This window comes from Celeribacter sp., assembly GCF_048270365.1.
GTDB lineage: Bacteria > Pseudomonadota > Alphaproteobacteria > Rhodobacterales > Rhodobacteraceae > Celeribacter.
The window spans coordinates 1-15736 of sequence record NZ_JBLWTA010000015.1 but is presented as its reverse complement, the minus strand read 5'-3'; the positions used below and the strand labels follow the sequence as shown (position 1 = coordinate 15736).

At 59.8% G+C, this 15736-nt stretch carries 14 protein-coding genes; 7 read left to right on the top strand and 7 right to left on the bottom strand.

Going from position 1 to position 15736, the window contains the following annotated elements; translation table 11 throughout:
- Positions 1-25: 25 nt before the first annotated feature.
- Positions 26-694 (bottom strand): histidine phosphatase family protein, encoded by a 669-nt coding sequence (locus ACN0X0_RS17490; RefSeq protein ID WP_417280202.1) that lies wholly within the window; start codon positions 692-694, stop codon positions 26-28.
- The gene (kdsB, locus tag ACN0X0_RS17485; protein ID WP_417280201.1) at positions 687-1469 is read right to left on the bottom strand and encodes a 3-deoxy-manno-octulosonate cytidylyltransferase; all 783 of its coding nucleotides are present in this window, start codon (positions 1467-1469) and stop codon (positions 687-689) included. Before kdsB ends, ACN0X0_RS17490 begins: the two co-directional genes overlap by 8 nt.
- Positions 1470-1878: 409 nt before the next feature.
- Here kdsB and ACN0X0_RS17480 point away from each other — a divergent pair, with 409 nt between their 5' ends.
- The 4 genes from ACN0X0_RS17480 (at position 1879) to ACN0X0_RS17465 (ending at position 5937) form a co-directional block, all read left to right on the top strand.
- Positions 1879-2859 (top strand): substrate-binding domain-containing protein, encoded by a 981-nt coding sequence (locus ACN0X0_RS17480; protein ID WP_226553680.1) that lies wholly within the window; start codon positions 1879-1881, stop codon positions 2857-2859.
- An 80-nt stretch (positions 2860-2939) separates the two neighbouring features.
- Positions 2940-4436, top strand: a complete 1497-nt coding sequence (locus tag ACN0X0_RS17475; protein ID WP_417280200.1) for a sugar ABC transporter ATP-binding protein — start codon at positions 2940-2942, stop codon at positions 4434-4436.
- A complete protein-coding gene (locus ACN0X0_RS17470) occupies positions 4429-5409 on the top strand; it encodes an ABC transporter permease (protein ID WP_417280199.1) in 981 nt (326 codons plus the stop codon). The genes ACN0X0_RS17475 and ACN0X0_RS17470 overlap by 8 nt, the downstream gene beginning before the upstream one ends.
- Positions 5410-5448: 39 nt before the next feature.
- Positions 5449-5937 carry a VOC family protein gene (locus tag ACN0X0_RS17465; protein ID WP_321367322.1) on the top strand — a complete coding sequence of 163 codons (489 nt, stop codon included), beginning with the start codon at positions 5449-5451 and terminating at the stop codon, positions 5935-5937.
- 67 nt (positions 5938-6004) lie between these two features.
- Here ACN0X0_RS17465 and ACN0X0_RS17460 read toward each other — a convergent pair whose 3' ends face one another.
- The 4 genes from ACN0X0_RS17460 to ACN0X0_RS17445 form a co-directional block, all read right to left on the bottom strand.
- On the bottom strand, positions 6005-7054 hold the full coding sequence (locus ACN0X0_RS17460) for an ABC transporter ATP-binding protein (protein WP_417280198.1): 1050 nt from the start codon (positions 7052-7054) through the stop codon (positions 6005-6007).
- A 40-nt stretch (positions 7055-7094) separates the two neighbouring features.
- The gene (locus ACN0X0_RS17455; protein WP_043869034.1) at positions 7095-7925 is read right to left on the bottom strand and encodes a carbohydrate ABC transporter permease; all 831 of its coding nucleotides are present in this window, start codon (positions 7923-7925) and stop codon (positions 7095-7097) included.
- The gene (locus ACN0X0_RS17450) at positions 7922-8842 is read right to left on the bottom strand and encodes a carbohydrate ABC transporter permease (RefSeq protein ID WP_417280197.1); all 921 of its coding nucleotides are present in this window, start codon (positions 8840-8842) and stop codon (positions 7922-7924) included. The genes ACN0X0_RS17455 and ACN0X0_RS17450 overlap by 4 nt, the downstream gene beginning before the upstream one ends.
- 94 nt (positions 8843-8936) lie before the next feature.
- Positions 8937-10286: an extracellular solute-binding protein gene (locus ACN0X0_RS17445; RefSeq protein WP_417280196.1), complete on the bottom strand. Its 1350-nt coding sequence runs from the start codon at positions 10284-10286 to the stop codon at positions 8937-8939.
- Between the two features lie 126 nt (positions 10287-10412).
- Here ACN0X0_RS17445 and ACN0X0_RS17440 point away from each other — a divergent pair, with 126 nt between their 5' ends.
- Genes ACN0X0_RS17440 through ACN0X0_RS17430 form a run of 3 tightly spaced genes read left to right on the top strand, consistent with a single transcriptional unit; the run spans position 10413 to position 14375 of the window.
- Positions 10413-11456 (top strand): 2-hydroxyacid dehydrogenase, encoded by a 1044-nt coding sequence (locus tag ACN0X0_RS17440; RefSeq protein WP_417280195.1) that lies wholly within the window; start codon positions 10413-10415, stop codon positions 11454-11456.
- Positions 11457-11512: 56 nt separating this feature from the next.
- Positions 11513-13081 (top strand): FGGY family carbohydrate kinase, encoded by a 1569-nt coding sequence (locus ACN0X0_RS17435; RefSeq protein ID WP_417280194.1) that lies wholly within the window; start codon positions 11513-11515, stop codon positions 13079-13081.
- Positions 13082-13103: 22 nt separating this feature from the next.
- A complete protein-coding gene (locus tag ACN0X0_RS17430; protein WP_417280193.1) occupies positions 13104-14375 on the top strand; it encodes a class II aldolase/adducin family protein in 1272 nt (423 codons plus the stop codon).
- A 9-nt stretch (positions 14376-14384) separates the two neighbouring features.
- On the opposite strand, the gene ACN0X0_RS17425 is transcribed toward ACN0X0_RS17430, so the two are convergent.
- Positions 14385-15341, bottom strand: coding sequence for a sugar-binding transcriptional regulator (locus tag ACN0X0_RS17425; protein WP_417263481.1), 957 nt, complete (start codon positions 15339-15341; stop codon positions 14385-14387).
- Positions 15342-15736 lie beyond the last annotated feature (395 nt).

The following is a 15736-nucleotide window of genomic DNA, read 5'->3' as shown; positions in this document are numbered from 1 at the left end:
TGCACAAAACGGTCGGGCTCCTCATTCACGTGAGGGGAGGGCAGGGCTCCGCAGGGTTGTGATTCCAGCACAGCGCCTTGCCAGCCTCGATCACACAGAAATGCCCGGTCAGCACCTTCGCCTGACGTGGGGCAATCCCGTATTGTTCTGCGATCAGTCTCAAAATGCCATTGCTGGTCACAATCACTGCCGTGGCGTCGGGACCATGCGTTGCCACAATCTCGTCGATCATCTCTTTCCAGGCTTGCGCGATACGATCCGGTTTCGGATGCCAGTCAAACCCATCGGGCCAGATGCTGTCCTTTTGCCATCGGGTGATCTCATCCGGGCCAAATTGGGCAATGATCTCGTCGTTCGATTTGCCTTCCCACACACCGTAGTCGATCTCGCGCAGCGCCTCCGAGGCCTGACGGGGCACGCTTTGCCACCCCGCATGCTCGGCCAGAATCTCTGCGGTTTCTGTGGTGCGCTGCAATGGGCCATAGATCAGCGTATCCGGTTTGATCCGGGTGGCTGCGAAGGCTTTGCCCAATTGCTGTGCCTGATCTTTCCCTTTGTGCACCAAAGGCATATCGCTGCGCGCGCCCACCCAGACCACGCGATCTTCGGGGCCAAAGGTGTTGCCGTGGCGGACCAGAACCAATGTCAGCCCAGCCTTGGCCTCAAAACGGGATGTGTCGCAGGTCTCAGTCAACGAGCTCACCCTCGCGCCGGATGATGTCTTCGACGATGGCGATATCCTCTTTGGCATCGACAGAGGCATGGGTGCGACCGTGGTAGTCGACAATGACAGTGCGCACTGTCATGCCGTTTTCCAAGGCCCGCAATTGTTCAAGCCCCTCTGTGAGTTCCAGAGGCGAGGGCTCAAGGTTGACATATTTGCGCAAGGCTTCCGGGCGATAGCCGTACAGACCGATATGGCGATAGGTCTGCGTGTGTCCGGGCGATCTCACATAGGGCATGATGAGTTTGGAGAAATAGAGAGCATTTCGCTGTTTGTCGAAGACGGCGGTGGTGCCGCTTGCGGGGGTGACTTCCTTACTTTTGCGCAGATCACGCAGCATCGCATCGTCCAACGCGGTGACGGGGGTCACAATGTCAAAGGCGTTGTCGGGTTGGCCAAATTCGTCGATCATCGCCTGAAGCACCCAGGGCGGGGTCAAAACCGCATCGCCCTGAAAATTCAAGATGGCGCTTTCCGTCGCCCCAAGCGCTTCGAGCGTGGCGTAACAGCGCTCTGTGCCGTTGCGACATTGCGCATCGGTCAGTATGGCCTCGGCGCCAAAACTCTGGGCGTGATCGACGATGCGCTGATCTTCGGTGCTGATCACCACCCGCGAGTTGCCGCGCGTCGCTTTCGCGATGTTCCAAACCCGCTCCAGCATGCTGACACCTGCGATGTCGAACATGGGTTTTCCGGGCAATCTGCTTGACCCATAGCGAGCGGGGATGACGATTAAAACGGACATTGCGACCTTTCCGAAACCTTTGCGTACTCTTTAAAAGCAGATACCGCCTTTTCGAAAGGCATTCAATTTATCGGGCCCGCTTTTATGCGGTCCGACGTGCTGCAGCTCTGTCTAAGGCAGAGCCGGGTGGGACAGGTCCTGCGTTGAATAACATGCCATATCTCCCCGAAAGCCGTCACCTTTGGAACGGATAGGCGGAGGGATTGAAGATGTGGCGAAGAATGTTTCTTGACAGCTGATATTATATAAATAACATTTATGAAATAAATAACATCCAAAGACTCGCGCTGGGGAGAGGAGCCCCGGCGAGAGGCGCGCATATCCGGCGCGGGATTGGAGTTGGTTTCTCTGGAGGAGAGGGGCCTGAAACTGAGCATGCGTGGAGGCATGCTCGCAATGGGAGGAAACTATGAGAAAACTTATGCGCGGTCTTTCGGCCGCAGCCTGTGGTATTGTGTTTGGCACAACGTTGGGCGCAACAAGCGTATCGGCTCAAGACGCAGTTCCTGAGATCAAGGACGAATATCGCTTTGTGATGATTCCGATCTTGGCGCAGGCGTGGTTCGACATCGTTCACGACGCGGCGGCGGACTCCGCGGAACAGCTGAGCGCCCAGCTCGGCACCAAGATCACCATCGATTACCAAGCCCCGGCGCAGGCCGATCTGGTCGAACAAAACACGCTTTTGGAGCGTGCCATCGCGACCAAACCCGACGGCATCGCTATCGATGCCATCGACGTGAATGCCAGCATGCCGATCCTCAACGAAGCCCGTGATCGCGGCATCCCGGTCGTGCTTTTTGTCTCAACCGCGCCGCAGGGCTCGCAATTCACCTATATCTCCAACGATTTCTACGATCAGGGGCGGATTTTGGGCGAGGAACTTTTGAAGCGGATCGACAACAAGGGCAAGATCGCGATCCTGCACGGTGTGCCGACCAACTCCGCCCATGCGGACCGTTACAAGGCGCTGACGGACCTGTTCGCGCAATACCCGGATGTCGAGATCGTCGACGAGGGCTTTGATTATGACGATGTGCAAAAGGCCCAGACCGAAGCCTCGCGCATGTTGGCGGCCAATGCCGATCTCGATGCCATCGCCGTGGTGGATGCCGCCGGTCCCGTTGGTGTGGGGCTCGCGCTGCGCGAAGCGGGGCGTGTCGGCGAGGTGCAATTCGTCGGTATCGACGATGTGCCGCAGCTTCAGGAACTGATGCGTGACGGGGTGCTCGATCTGTCGATTGCCACCCGCCCGCGCATGATCGGCGAATGGTCCACGGTGGCGCTGATGCTTCAGAACATGGGCGTGGAAACGCCGTCCTGGATCGACACGGGCATCGGCTACATGACGCCTGACATGGTGGCCGAAGGCAATATCGACGGCTTCTAAGATCCGGTTTCAGAACATCGACCGGGCGCATCCCTGCGATGCCCCGGTCTCCTTCTCAGGCCAATCTCAGGGAGATCGATATGAGTCTTTTGGAAGCCCGTGGCATCACCAAGCGCTTTCCCGGTGTGATCGCGCTGGATGCGGTGGATTTGCGGTTCGAACGCGGCGAAGTGCATTGCATCGTCGGCGAAAATGGCGCGGGGAAAAGCACGCTGGTCAAGGTGCTGACCGGCATCTACCGACCCGATGAGGGCGATTTGCACCACGATGGCGAGGCACCTCCGGCGATCGGTTATGTGCCGCAGGAGTTGAACCTTTTCGACCATATGACAGTCGCGGAAAACATGTTCCTGCCGCTGGAAAATGGCGCGCTGTTTCGGCGCAAGGCGCTTGAAGAGGCGGCGCGGCCCTTTCTCGATGATTTGAAAATGACCTGTGCGCCGGAGGATCTGGTGCGGGACATTTCGGTGGCTGAAAAGCAGCTTTTGCAAATCGCCCGCGCGCTGGCGAGCCGCCGATCCGATATTCTCATCCTCGATGAGCCGACCGCCTCATTGACCGCGACCGAGATTGAACGGCTCTTTGCGATTTTCGAAGAGTTGCAGGCCCGCGGCACGGCGATTGTCTTTATCACCCATCGGCTCGACGAGGTGATGCGGCTGCATTCCGTGGTCTCCGTTCTGCGCAACGGCTGTGTGGTCGGCAATTCCGATGGCGAGAAGGTCTCAGAGGCCTGGATCGTCTCCAAGATGACCGGCAAGGAGATGGACCTGAGCACGCTCTACCGTCCGCGCACCCCGCGTGGCGCCCCAGTGTTCCGGGTCGAGGGGCTGTCTGGCGATGGCTTCGAAGAGGTTTCTTTCGATCTTCACGCGGGTGAGGTCCTGGGGTTTGCCGGGCTGGTGGGCGCCGGGCGTTCCGAAGTTCTGCAAACGCTCTTCGGGATGCGCAAGCCGACGGCAGGGCAGGCGTGGTTTGACGGTGAGCCATGGGTGTTCAACAAACCGGCCCGCGCGATTTCCAAAGGGGTGATGTATCTCTCTGAGGAACGCAAGGCACATGGGATTTTCCCGCATATGTCGGTGCGCCAGAACGTCGGCGCAGGTCTGTTGCGGGACGTGGCGCGACTGGGTGTGGTGTCCAATGCGCGCGAGGCAGAGGCCACAGCTAAGATCATCGGTGACTATCGGGTCAAAACCGCCTCATCCGAGACCAAGATCATGAACCTCAGCGGCGGCAATCAGCAAAAGGTGCTGATCGGGCGCGGCCTCATGGCCAACCCGCGGGTGATGATTTTTGACGAACCGACGCGCGGCATCGACGTCAACGCCAAGGACGAAATTTACCGCCTGATGCAACAGGTCGCCGAGGACCAACAGATCGCCGTGGTGCTGATCTCCTCGGAGATCGAAGAGCTGTTGAAATGCAGCAACCGAGTTCTGAGCCTTTATGACGGGCGGATCAATGCGGAGATCGCGGCGGATGAGATGAGCGAAGAGCGCTTGCTGTCCTCGATTATCAACACGGGCGGCGCCTTTGATGCGACGGCCGCAAACAGGGAGGATGCCCATGTCTGACGGGCTGGTGAACATGACGCAGAGACGAGGTTTCAATCTGAAAGGCGGCGGCCAGATCGTCGGGGTTCTGATCGCTTTTGTGGTGATCTGTGTGGTTGCGTCTCTGGTCGCGCCGCAATTCCTGACAAGCTACAACATGACGATCATTTCCCGCGATCTCGCCTTTATCGGCATCGTGGCCATCGCGCAGGGCCTGTTGCTTTTGCTCGGCGACATTGACGTCTCCATCGGGGCCATCGCGGGGCTGTGTGGCATCGTCTGCACCAAGCTTTTGGTCGATGCGCAGCTCGATCCGGCGCTCGCCATCTCGGCGGGGTTGGCGGTCGGGGCCATTGCCGGCGCAGTGAATGGCACGATCATCACCATGTTCAACCTGAACTCACTGGTGGTGACCATCGGCATGCTCAGTGTCTATTCGGGTCTCAATCTCTGGATCACCAAGGGCCGTACCATCGTGGGCCTGCCGAAAGAGGTGACGGTTCTGGGGGGCGGCACGCTCATGGGGGTGCCGGTGCCGGTCTATATCATGGCGGGCGTGTTTCTCGTGATCCTGTTCCTGACCACGAAAACGGTCTACGGGCGCCGCCTTTATGCCGTGGGCAACAGTCGCGAGGCCGCCAAGATCATCGGAATCCACGAACAACGTGTCCGCATCACCGCCTATGCCGTGGCGGGCGCACTGGCCGGGCTGGCGGGGATGTTGTTGTGCTTCCGCCTTGTGTCGGCGCAGGCCTCGATGGGGCAATCTTGGCTTTTGCCGTCGATTGCCGCGCCTGTCATCGGCGGGATCGCCACCACGGGCGGCATTGGCACGATCTGGGGCGCACTTCTGGGCGCGGCCATCATCGCGGTGATCGGTAATGTGATCGTGCTGGGCGGTGTCGATGTCTACCTGCAACAGGTGGTTACGGGTGCGATCGTGGTGATCGCCGTCGCTCTCGATGCCATCACACGCAAAATGGGCCGGGGCTGATCCCCCGCCCGCAAATTCATTCCAAAGGAGGAGATAGGAATGTCCGAGGAAACCAAAATCACTCAGATCGGTGTCGTCGTGCGCGATCTGGATGCGACGATGAAAATGTATCATCAACTTTTGGGCTGGGGACCGTGGAATGTGTACGAACACACTGCTCCCGTGCTGCATGACACCCATCTGCACGGCAAGCCTGCCACCTATTCGATGCTCTGCGCCGAGGTGATGGTGGGTGACATGTGTTACGAGTTGATCCAGCCGCTTGAGGGCGACTCGATCTACAAGGAATGGCTCGAAGAACATGGTGAGGGCCTGCACCATGTCGCCGTGATGAAACATGGTCAGGGCGCCGCTGACCAGTTCAAGAAGGACATGGATGCGGCGGGCGCGAAGATGCTCATGGGTGGGCGCATCGGCGAGACCATCGAGTTCTATTACCTCGACAGCGAGCCGCAACTGAAGGTGATCCTTGAATCCGGCACTGGCCACGCTATCGACTTGAAACCGATCCGCACATACCCTGAGTGAACGATCCAGGTCCCAAGAAAAAGCCCCCGCATTGCGGGGGCTTTTTTATGTCTCGCTTTGTGGTGCTTTAGGCCGCGATGCGATGATCGTCTTTGCCAAAAACCATGATGTGTTCGGGCCGAATGCCAAGCGCGAGGGTCGCAGGGCGTTCCGTGTCACTGCCTTGCCGGATCACCTCGATCTCACCGTCGCCAAGAGTGGCGAAATAGCTCGTCGAGGTGCCGACAACCTGTTGATTGGTCACATCGAGGGTCAGCCGGTTGGCCTCGGAGGTGCCATCGAGGAAATGTTCAGGTCGGATGCCAAGGGTGACCGCGCCTGTCGCGGCGGTGGCGCTGGTCAGAACCGTGCCGTCGCTCAGTGTCATCTGATGCCCGTCAGCCTGCGCGGTGACAAAGCTCATCTGCGGCGAGCCGATGAACCCCGCGACAAAGCGGGTTCTCGGCGCAGTGTAAAGCTCGGCCGGGCTGCCGACCTGTTCGATCCGCCCGTCCTTCATCACCACGATACGGTCCCCCATGGTCATCGCTTCGACCTGATCGTGGGTCACGTAGATCGAGGTCACGCCGATCCGCTGTTGCAGGGCGCGGATTTCCTTGCGCATCTGGACGCGAAGCTGGGCGTCGAGGTTCGACAGCGGTTCGTCGAACAGGAAGGCGTTGGAATGTTTGACCATAGCGCGGCCCATGGCCACCCTTTGACGTTGCCCGCCTGACAAGGCGCGCGGGCGGCGGTCGAGATAAGGGGTGATGGCCAGAATGTCGGCAGCCCATTTCACCCGCTTTTCGATCTCCTCTGCGGAGGTCTTGCGCACCTTGAGGCCGAAGGCGAGATTTTGCGCCACCGTCAGATGCGGGTAGAGCGCATAGTTTTGAAACACCATCGACAGATCGCGTTCTTGCGGCGGCAGGTGGCCGACCGGCGTGCCGTCGAACAGAATATCGCCGCCCGAGATCGGGTTCAGCCCGGCCACACAGCGCAGCAGGGTCGACTTGCCACAGCCTGAGGGGCCGACGAGCACGATGAATTCGCCATCGTCGATCTCAAGGTTCAGCCCGTGAAGTGCCTTAACCTTGCCGTAGTGTTTTTCGAGGTTCTGGATGTTGATTGAGACCATGGGTTCTCCTCCCAAGTATGGTGGCGTCGCAGGGCGCGCGCTATTTGATGCTTCCCTGTGTCAGGCCGCCGACGAGATGTTTCTGAAACAAGAATGCGATGAGGTAGATCGGCACCATGCCGGTGAAGGAGGCCGCCGCCATCTGTCCGAAATTCACCAGTCGCTCGCCCTGAAAGAGCGACATGCCGACCGTGATCGTGCGGCTCGCTTCGCTGAACGTCAGGGCCGAGGCAAAAAGAAACTCGTTGTAAGACAGGATGATACAGATCAGTGCGGTGGCCAGAATGCCGGGGAAAATCAGCGGCAGGATCACCGCGAAGAGCGTGTGCCAATAGCCTGCGCCGTCGATCCAGGCGGCTTCGTCGATCTCTGCCGGGATGTCGCTGACAAAACTCTTGAGCAACCAAAAAGCGACGGGCAGGTTCATCAGCCCGTGAACCAGCGCAAGGCCCGGAATGCTGTCCATCAGCTGTGCGGTTTGCAACAGATAGAACAGCGGGATCAGCGCGATAATCGGGGGCGCGGCATAAGAGGCCAGCGTGATGTTGGGGACGGTCCTGCGAAAGGCGCCGAGTTTGATCGTGGCATAGGTCGCAGGCACCGCGATCACCAGCGTGATCACCCCGCTCAAAAGCGCCACGGCGACCGAGTTCCAAATCATGCGCAGCACCGGGACATGCGCGAAGGCATTGGGGTAATTTTTGAGCGTCGCGGCCTCTGGCAGGAGCCGACCTTGCAACACATCGTCGGGCGTTTTGAACGAGGTTGAGAACAGGTAGACGATGGGCAGCGCGAAAAAGATCAGCATCGCGGCCAGAAAGCCGAACCGGATCAGGCGATCCGTGCGGGTGTCCTGAACAGAGGCGGTCATCGACGTTTCTCCAGATGATTGTGCAGCAAAACGATGGGCAGGGTGACGACAGAAACGGTGATCGCGAACATCAGCGTCTGGGCCGCGGCGAGGCCGACATCGAATTCCCGCAGCGCGGTTTTCCAGATCTCGAATGTGGCGATGTTGGTGGCATTGCCGGGGCCGCCGAAAGTGAGCGTATAGACCAGATCAAAGGTCTTGAGTGCCATGATCACCCGCAGCAGGTAGACGGAGAGCAGCGCAGGCGCGATCATCGGCAGGGTGACGGTCCAGAAAATCCGTTTCGGATAGGCGCCATCGAGGGCGGCGGCCTCTTCGACGTCATGCGGCACGCCTTGCAGGATCGCAAAGCACAGGATCACGATCAGCGGTGTCCATTGCCATGTGTCCGCCAGCATGATTGCCGGAAAGGCGAGGTCATAGTTGCCGAAAAACGAAATCGGAGCGTCGATCAGCCCGGTGCGCAGCAAGATGCCGTTCAGCCAGCCGCCTGACGGGTTGAGGATCAGCTTCCAGGCGATCCCGACCATCACCGGCGGTGTCATCAGTGGCAAAAGCACGATGGTCCGAAGCCACCGCCCGCCACGCACGATTTTGCTCAGGATCACCGCAAGGTAGAGCCCAAGCGCCAGTTGCACCAAGGATACGATCAGCGCGAACAGGATGGCATGGCCCACGGAGCCCGAAAAATTCGTGCCGCTGAGCGCCCAATCAAAATTTTCGAGGCCCACAAAGCCCTGAAACTGTTGACCGAGATCGGAGCGGGAAAAGGCCAGAAGCACGAGGTACACCAAAGGGTAGCCCGCGAAAATCGCAAGCCCGGCCATCAAGGGCAGGGTCATGCCCCATTCCGCACGCTTGCGCTGGTTTGCGCCGCGATCTGATCCGAAAGAAGCTGCCGGTGGCGTCGCCATCATGGGGCCTCCTCTGTGTTGTCATTCATGAAATTACACCCCTTGGGCGCGGCATCCGCGATGCGCGTCCAAGAGGCAGGTCCTGTCCGCAGGGGGCTTAACGCAGCAGGCGTTCCCAGCTTTTCTGCGCCAGCTCCATCGCCTTTTCGGGCGTGCTTTCGCCGGAGATCATGATGGCGAGCTGTTCAGACAGGCTTTCGAGCATGCGCGGCGCTTGCGGTCCGGTGGGCCAGGCCATCGCCCCATTGAGCGAGGCGCTCGCGGCCCGTTGGCTTCGGGCGTTGAAGGCCTCGTACTCCGGGCTGGTCAGAGCGGAGATGCGGGTCGGATCGATGCCGGAGCCGGTGGTGGTCAGCAAGTCGAGATGCATCTGCGCCGAAGACGCCAGTTTGATGAACTCCCAGGCAAGGTCTTTCTTGCTGCCATAGGCCGCGATGCCAAGCGCCCATCCCGCGTTGAGCGGCGCGCGACTTTCGGTCTGGCTGCCGCCGACAGGCAATTGCACCACGTCCCATTTTCCGGCGATCTTCGAGGTCTCATTGTCTTCGGAATAGGCGCCGAGGTCGATCCAGCCTTCGGTCATTGCGGCGCGTCCGCCGACAAAGGCGGTGAGCGCCTGATCAAAGCCGGTTTCCGCAGGTGTCGGCAAAGCCGAGGGCACCGTGGCAACAAGGTTCTGGGCCGCCATGAGCGCGGCGTCGCTGTCGAGCGCCGGACGCCCATCCGCATCGAGAAATTCGCCGCCATAGTTGGCTAGGCGGTTGGCAAAGACAGAAATGTTCTGAAGCGGGGCACGAATGCCCATCAAGGCCATGCCATAGATGCCATTGGCGCTTTCGGCCTTGGTGATGGCCTCGGATGTGGTGATGACCTCATCCCATGTTTTCGGGGGCGTCAGACCGTTTCGCTCGAAAATCTCGGTGTTGTAGAACAGCGCATGAGTGTCGCCATCGAAGGGCAGGGCGTAACGACGGTCATTATAGAGGCTGTAGGGATCGTAGACGGTCGCGATGAAATCCTCCGGCATGATTTCGTCCGCGTCGGCTTCGATTCGGTCGGTTATGTCCTCAAGAACGCCGGTTTCGACCAGCGAGCCTTTCGAAATATACCAATAGTCAAAGGCGTCGAATCGTTTCGCGCCGGATTGCAGGTCGAGGGTGAGTTGCTGCTGAATCTGGTCGAGTGGTACGGGGACGATCTCCACCTTCACGCCGGTTTCCGCCTCGAAAGCCGCGGCGACAATTCGGGCGCCGCCCACCTGAGGCTGGGACATCAGCACGGTGATGGTCTCGCCCGCCTGCGCATAGGCACGCGCTGATAGCACGCCACTGCCCAAAGCGGCGCCGACCGCCAGTCCCATACCACCACCCAAAACTTGGCGCCGCGACAGCGTGGCCCCCGTGCTTTGCGGTTTTGTCCGATTATTCATCTGAGTTTTGCTGTTCATATTTTCCTCCCTTTGGGCTGGGCCCTGTTTCCTCCCGGACCGGCAGCCGCATAAATGACCTTGACATGAAATTAATATCAGTCAAGTTATTTATAACATGTGTAAGACATGGAATGGGAGGACGACATGGAAAAACTGAAGATTGCCGCCATTGGCGATCAATTCATCACCTCGGCGGTTTTTGAGACTGCGGTGCGCGATGCGATTGGCGCGGAATGCGAGGTGGTCACGCGCGATTTGCAATGGCCCGAGGTGCCGTTCTTTGCGCATGACGGACCGGCGGGAACGGAAATCAAGGAATACAGCGGCAACCCCAAGGATCTCGAAGCCATGCTGGCGGAGGCAGAGGTTCTGGTGACGCATCTGGCGCCTGTGACCGCAGAGCTTTTGGAAAAAGCACCGCGCCTGAAATTCATCGGTGTTTCGCGCGGCGGGCCGACCAATATCAACATGGAAGCGGCCCGCGCCCGGAATGTGACCGTGTGCAATGTCCCCGGTCGCAACGCCTCCGCCGTGGCGGAGTTTACAGTCGGGGCAATCCTCGCCAATGTGCGCCGCATCACCCTGGGCCATGCCGGGCTGTCCCAAGGCATCTGGCGCGGCGATCTCTACCGTTACGACCGCACCGGCGACGAGTTGTCGGATCTGACCGTCGGGCTTTTGGGGTACAGCCATATCGGACAGCGGGTGGTGCGTCTGCTCAAACCCTTCGGCTGCCGGATCTTGATCTGCGATCCCTATGCGAAACTGACCGTGCAGGATGGCATTGACGGCGTCGAACAGGTCGAAATCGACGATCTGATTGCGCAATCCGATATTCTGAGCATCCATGCGCGGGTGACGCCAGAGACGATGGGGATCATCTCGGAGGAGCGGATCGCGAAGATGAAAAAAGGCGCAGTTCTGGTGAACTCGGCGCGGGGTGAACTGGTCGACCAACCAGCGCTTTGCGAGGCTTTGCTAAGCGGACATCTCGGCGGCGCGGCGCTTGATACTTTCGAGGTGGAGCCGCCTAAAAAAGACGATGAATTGTTGCGATTGCCCAATGTCACCCTGACGCCTCATATTGCCGGTGCATCGCGCCGCGTGGCGACATTCGCCGCCGAACAGATCGCAGAAGATCTGGCGCGTTTTCTGAAAGGGGAAAAACTCAGAAACTCATGTAACTGAGGCAGAATGCGAGACATTTCGAGACGGTGCGGGGAGGCATCGTCAGGGAGGACATGATGAAGACAGCCTATGTGATGGCGGTCGATGCCGGCACTGGCAGCGGGCGCGCGATTATTTACAACACGCGAGGTGAGATTGTCGGAAGCGCCCAGGAGGAATGGGGGCATCCGGCGGTGGAGGGTGTCCCCGGCGGTCTGGATTTCACGACCGGGCCCAATGGCGCGCTGATTGACCGCGTGATTGCCCGGGCGATTGCCGCCGCTGAAATCTCCGCCGGGGAGATCGCCGCTGTGTCTACGACCTCGATGCGTGAAGGGATCGTGCTTTACGACGATGCGGGCGAGGTGCTTTGGGCCTGTCCGAATGTCGATGGGCGCGCGCAGGCTCAGGCCGAGGCGCTGACCGAAGCGGGCATTTCGGATGAGATTTACCGTCGCGGTGGCGATTGGGTGTCGATCACGGCGCCTGCGCGGTTGCATTGGCTGCGTGACAATCGACCTGATGTGTTCGCGCGTGTGCATCGCCTCGGGATGATTTCCGACTGGATGGCGACCCGGCTGACGGGCGCCTATGTGACCGAACCCACGGCGGGCTCGTCGAGTGCGCTTTTCGATCTCTCACAGCGCGGCTGGTCCGAAGAGTTGCTTGGATTGATCGGGCTGTCGTCAGAGATCGTGCCGCCGGTGGTCGAGGCCGGGACCAAGATTGGTGACGTCACCGCAGAGGCCGCCGCGCGTTGTGGTTTGGCCCCCGGTACGCCGGTGGTCGCGGGCGGCGGCGACACGCAGCTTGCACTTCTGGGGCTGGGCCGTCGGGCCGGTCAGGCGACTTTGGTGGGCGGAAGCTTTTGGCAGATGACGATCCTGTCGGATCAGCCGCTGGTCGATCCGGCTTTCGGGCCGCGCACGCTGTGCCATGCGCGCCCGGAAGAATGGATGGTCGAAGGGATCGGATTTCTGAGCGGCTTTGCGCTGCGCTGGGTTCGGGATGCGTTTTTTGAGCCTTTGTTAAAGCTTTCTGGCGGCGAGGTTGACGCCTTCGATCTGATTGAAAAGCTGGCGCAAGACACGCCTGCGGGCTCCGCTGGGGCGATTGCCGCCACGGCCTGTCCGATGCAATCGGATGCGTGGAAACAGCCGCCGCTGAGTTTTCTGGGCCTCGATCTGAACGCGCCGGGGCTGGCGCTTGGACAGGTGGCGCGCTCTGTCATGGAGGCGGGGGCCTTCTTGGCCAATCGTCACCTTGAGACGCTCGAAGCTCTGTCGGGGCAGCGCTATGACACGCTGCAATTTACGGGTGGATCGAGCCAGGGCACGCTTTGGCCACAGATCATTGCGGATGTGACGGGACGGGACATTGAGATTCCGGTGGTCAAGGAAACCACCGCGCTGGGGTGCGCCATGTTGGCGGCTGTGGGGGCGGGACTGTTTGCGACGCTGGACGAGGCGGTTGCGGCAATGGCCAGCCCGATCGAACGCCGCGTGGTGCCCGATCCGGACAATATGGCGGTCTATGCGCCGTTGAAAGCGCGTTGGTCTGAGGTGACTGACGGCCTGCGCGATCTTGGTGAGGCCTCCGGGTTGGAGCCGATCTGGCGTCCGGCGGGGGCGCGTGTGAAACAGTAATTATGGAAAAGGACATGTGATTATGAAGTCTCTTTGGGACGAAGCGGAAGCAGAGCGTTTGCGTCGGGCGGCGGGGGATGATCCGGCAGAACAGGATCTCGCGATGCGGGTCTACACGTCGCAGTTGATCGGGCAGGAGCCGGATCTGGTGCTGCACGGCGGGGGCAACACCTCGGTCAAAACCCGGCGGCGCGACGAGAACGGCGCCGAGCAGGATGTCATCCATGTGAAGGGCTCCGGTTGGGACTTGGCGACCATTGAGGAGCCGGGTCTGCCCGCGATGTGGCTCGATCCGCTGTTGGAGGCCCGCAAGACGGCGACGATGTCGGACGAAGAGATGGTCGCTTTCCTGCGCCGCGAGATGTTGGACCAAAGCGGGCCGAACCCGTCGGTGGAGGCCTTGCTGCACGCATTTTTGCCGGCGAAATTCGTCGACCACACCCATTCCTGTGCGGCGCTGGCCATTGCCAATCAACCGGACGCCGCCGAGCGCGCCCGCGAGATTTTCGGCGATGAGCTGAGCATCGTGCCCTATGTCATGCCCGGTTTCAAACTCTCGCACGCGGCGGATCAAATCCATGTCCAAGAGGGCGCGGGAACGTCGGGGCAGTTTCTGGTGAACCACGGCCTGTTCTCCTTTGGCGACGATGCCCACACCTCTTACGAGCGCATTCTGCGCTATACGACGATGTGCGAAGAGTATCTTGCCGCGAAAGGCGCGGCCTTGTTGCCCGAAGAAGTCGGCACGAAGGCGCAGGACCCGGAAGCGCATACCTCGGTGGCGGCGCTGCGGGGTGCTTTGAAAGAATGGGGATTTTTTGCGGACAGTCTGGCGCTCGATTTGCGTCTCAGCGATGCGAATGACCGTTTTCTGGCGCTGCAGGGATTGGCGGAGATCACCGGGCGCGGCACCGCGACACCGGATCACGTCATCCGCATCAAGCCCCGTCCGGTCATCGGCGAGGCGACATTCGGCGTCGAAGACTGGCGCGCGGCGATCAAAGATTTCGCGGCATGGTACGAGGCCTATTTTAATCGCAATGCGCCCCATGCCGACGAGCCGAAAACCATGCTCGATCCGTTGCCGCGTGTGGCGCTGATCCGGGGGCTTGGGATTGTCGGCATCGGGCGGACGCCCAAAGAGGCCGGTGTGGCCGCCGATCTGGCCGAACAAACCGCGCGGATCGTTTTGGCCGCAGAAGGGATCGGGCGTTTCACACCGCTCAACGAGCGTGATCTGTTCGACATGGAATATTGGTCTCTGGAACAGGCCAAGCTCAAGCCGAAAGCCTAAAAGAGGCCGCTACTCGGCGTCGAGAATACGCTGGGCCACGCTATAGGATGAAATGAAGCCATTGAGCAGGCCCGAGCGCAGCGCCGCACGGGCCGCTTGCCATTTCTCAATCCCGGCGCAGACGGCGACGATTTCGCGGTCATGCATCAGGTCGCGCTCCATCCCCAACATGCGTTTTGCGATGCCGCTGTCGATAAAGGCGCCTGTATCGTCGATCAGATTGCCTGCAAGGTCGGCGGCCACGCCCTGGCGGATCATGTCGCCCTGTTCGGCATCGGTGATCAGACCGAAAGACCGAAAAAACGAGCCGGGGCCGACATGCCCGACGCCTATCATGATCATGGAGGCGTCGCGCAACCGATCAAAGGATTCCCGGATACTGCGTTGACGCAGGAACAGGTTGCGGTCCGCTTCGCTGTCGACGATCAAGGGTGCGGTAAAAGCGTACCCCTTGCCTTCGGTCTTGTCGATCAGGGCGTGAATGACTTCGAACGGGTTGGCGTCACTCAGGGCCGCAAAGTCGCCAGTGACGGAAATGAACTCCGCTTTCTTGCGTTTGATCGCGGGCATGGCTTTGACAATCGCGGACATGGTGCGCCCTGACCCGATGCCGAGGATCATCTGATCCGTGTTTTCTAACCGGCCATGCAGGAACCGCGCCCCGGCGCTGGCGACGGCAGGCATCGAAATATCCATAGTCTGGAGTTCGTTCACATCCGGGACGATGGTACAGCTCGACAGACCGTAATCCTCGATCAGGCGGCTTTCGAGCTCCATGCAATTCGTCGGGACATTGTTCACGAAAATCTTGACCAGCCCCTGTTCATGGGCGGCTTGCACGAAGCGATGGACTTTCATCTTGCTCAGACCGCGACGCGTGGCGATTTGCGCCTGTGTCAGGCCGCCAACGTAATGCATCCATGCGATTTCGCGTATCTGGTCTTGCGTGTCAGAGTTCGATCCCATGCGCTTTATGTCTTTATTCCGAAATATACTGTCAGGTGTCGCATATGATAGTCATGTGATGGTGCGTCGCAATAGCTGTCTATGATGTGCAACTCTGGAGAGGCTCTGTCGTCTTATCCGCGTGCCAGTAAAGCGTCACGCATACACGTCGTGCCGAGTTTTTCTCAGGCCCGCATCGCGACCCAGAGTATGAGACGCCGAGGAAACTTCAGAGGCAAGGCGTCTCGCTATTCAATCGATAGAGTATAGAAGCGCATCGGCTCATCGAGCGGAGCCAATGCTGTGGTCCGAATTGAAGTCGCGCATCTGACTATCGCTTGTCCGTCGTCAGAGTTTTTGGGGCAGTTAGCGGCCTGATCTAAGAGAGGGTCTGGCTCATCTGGTTGGTTTGATTA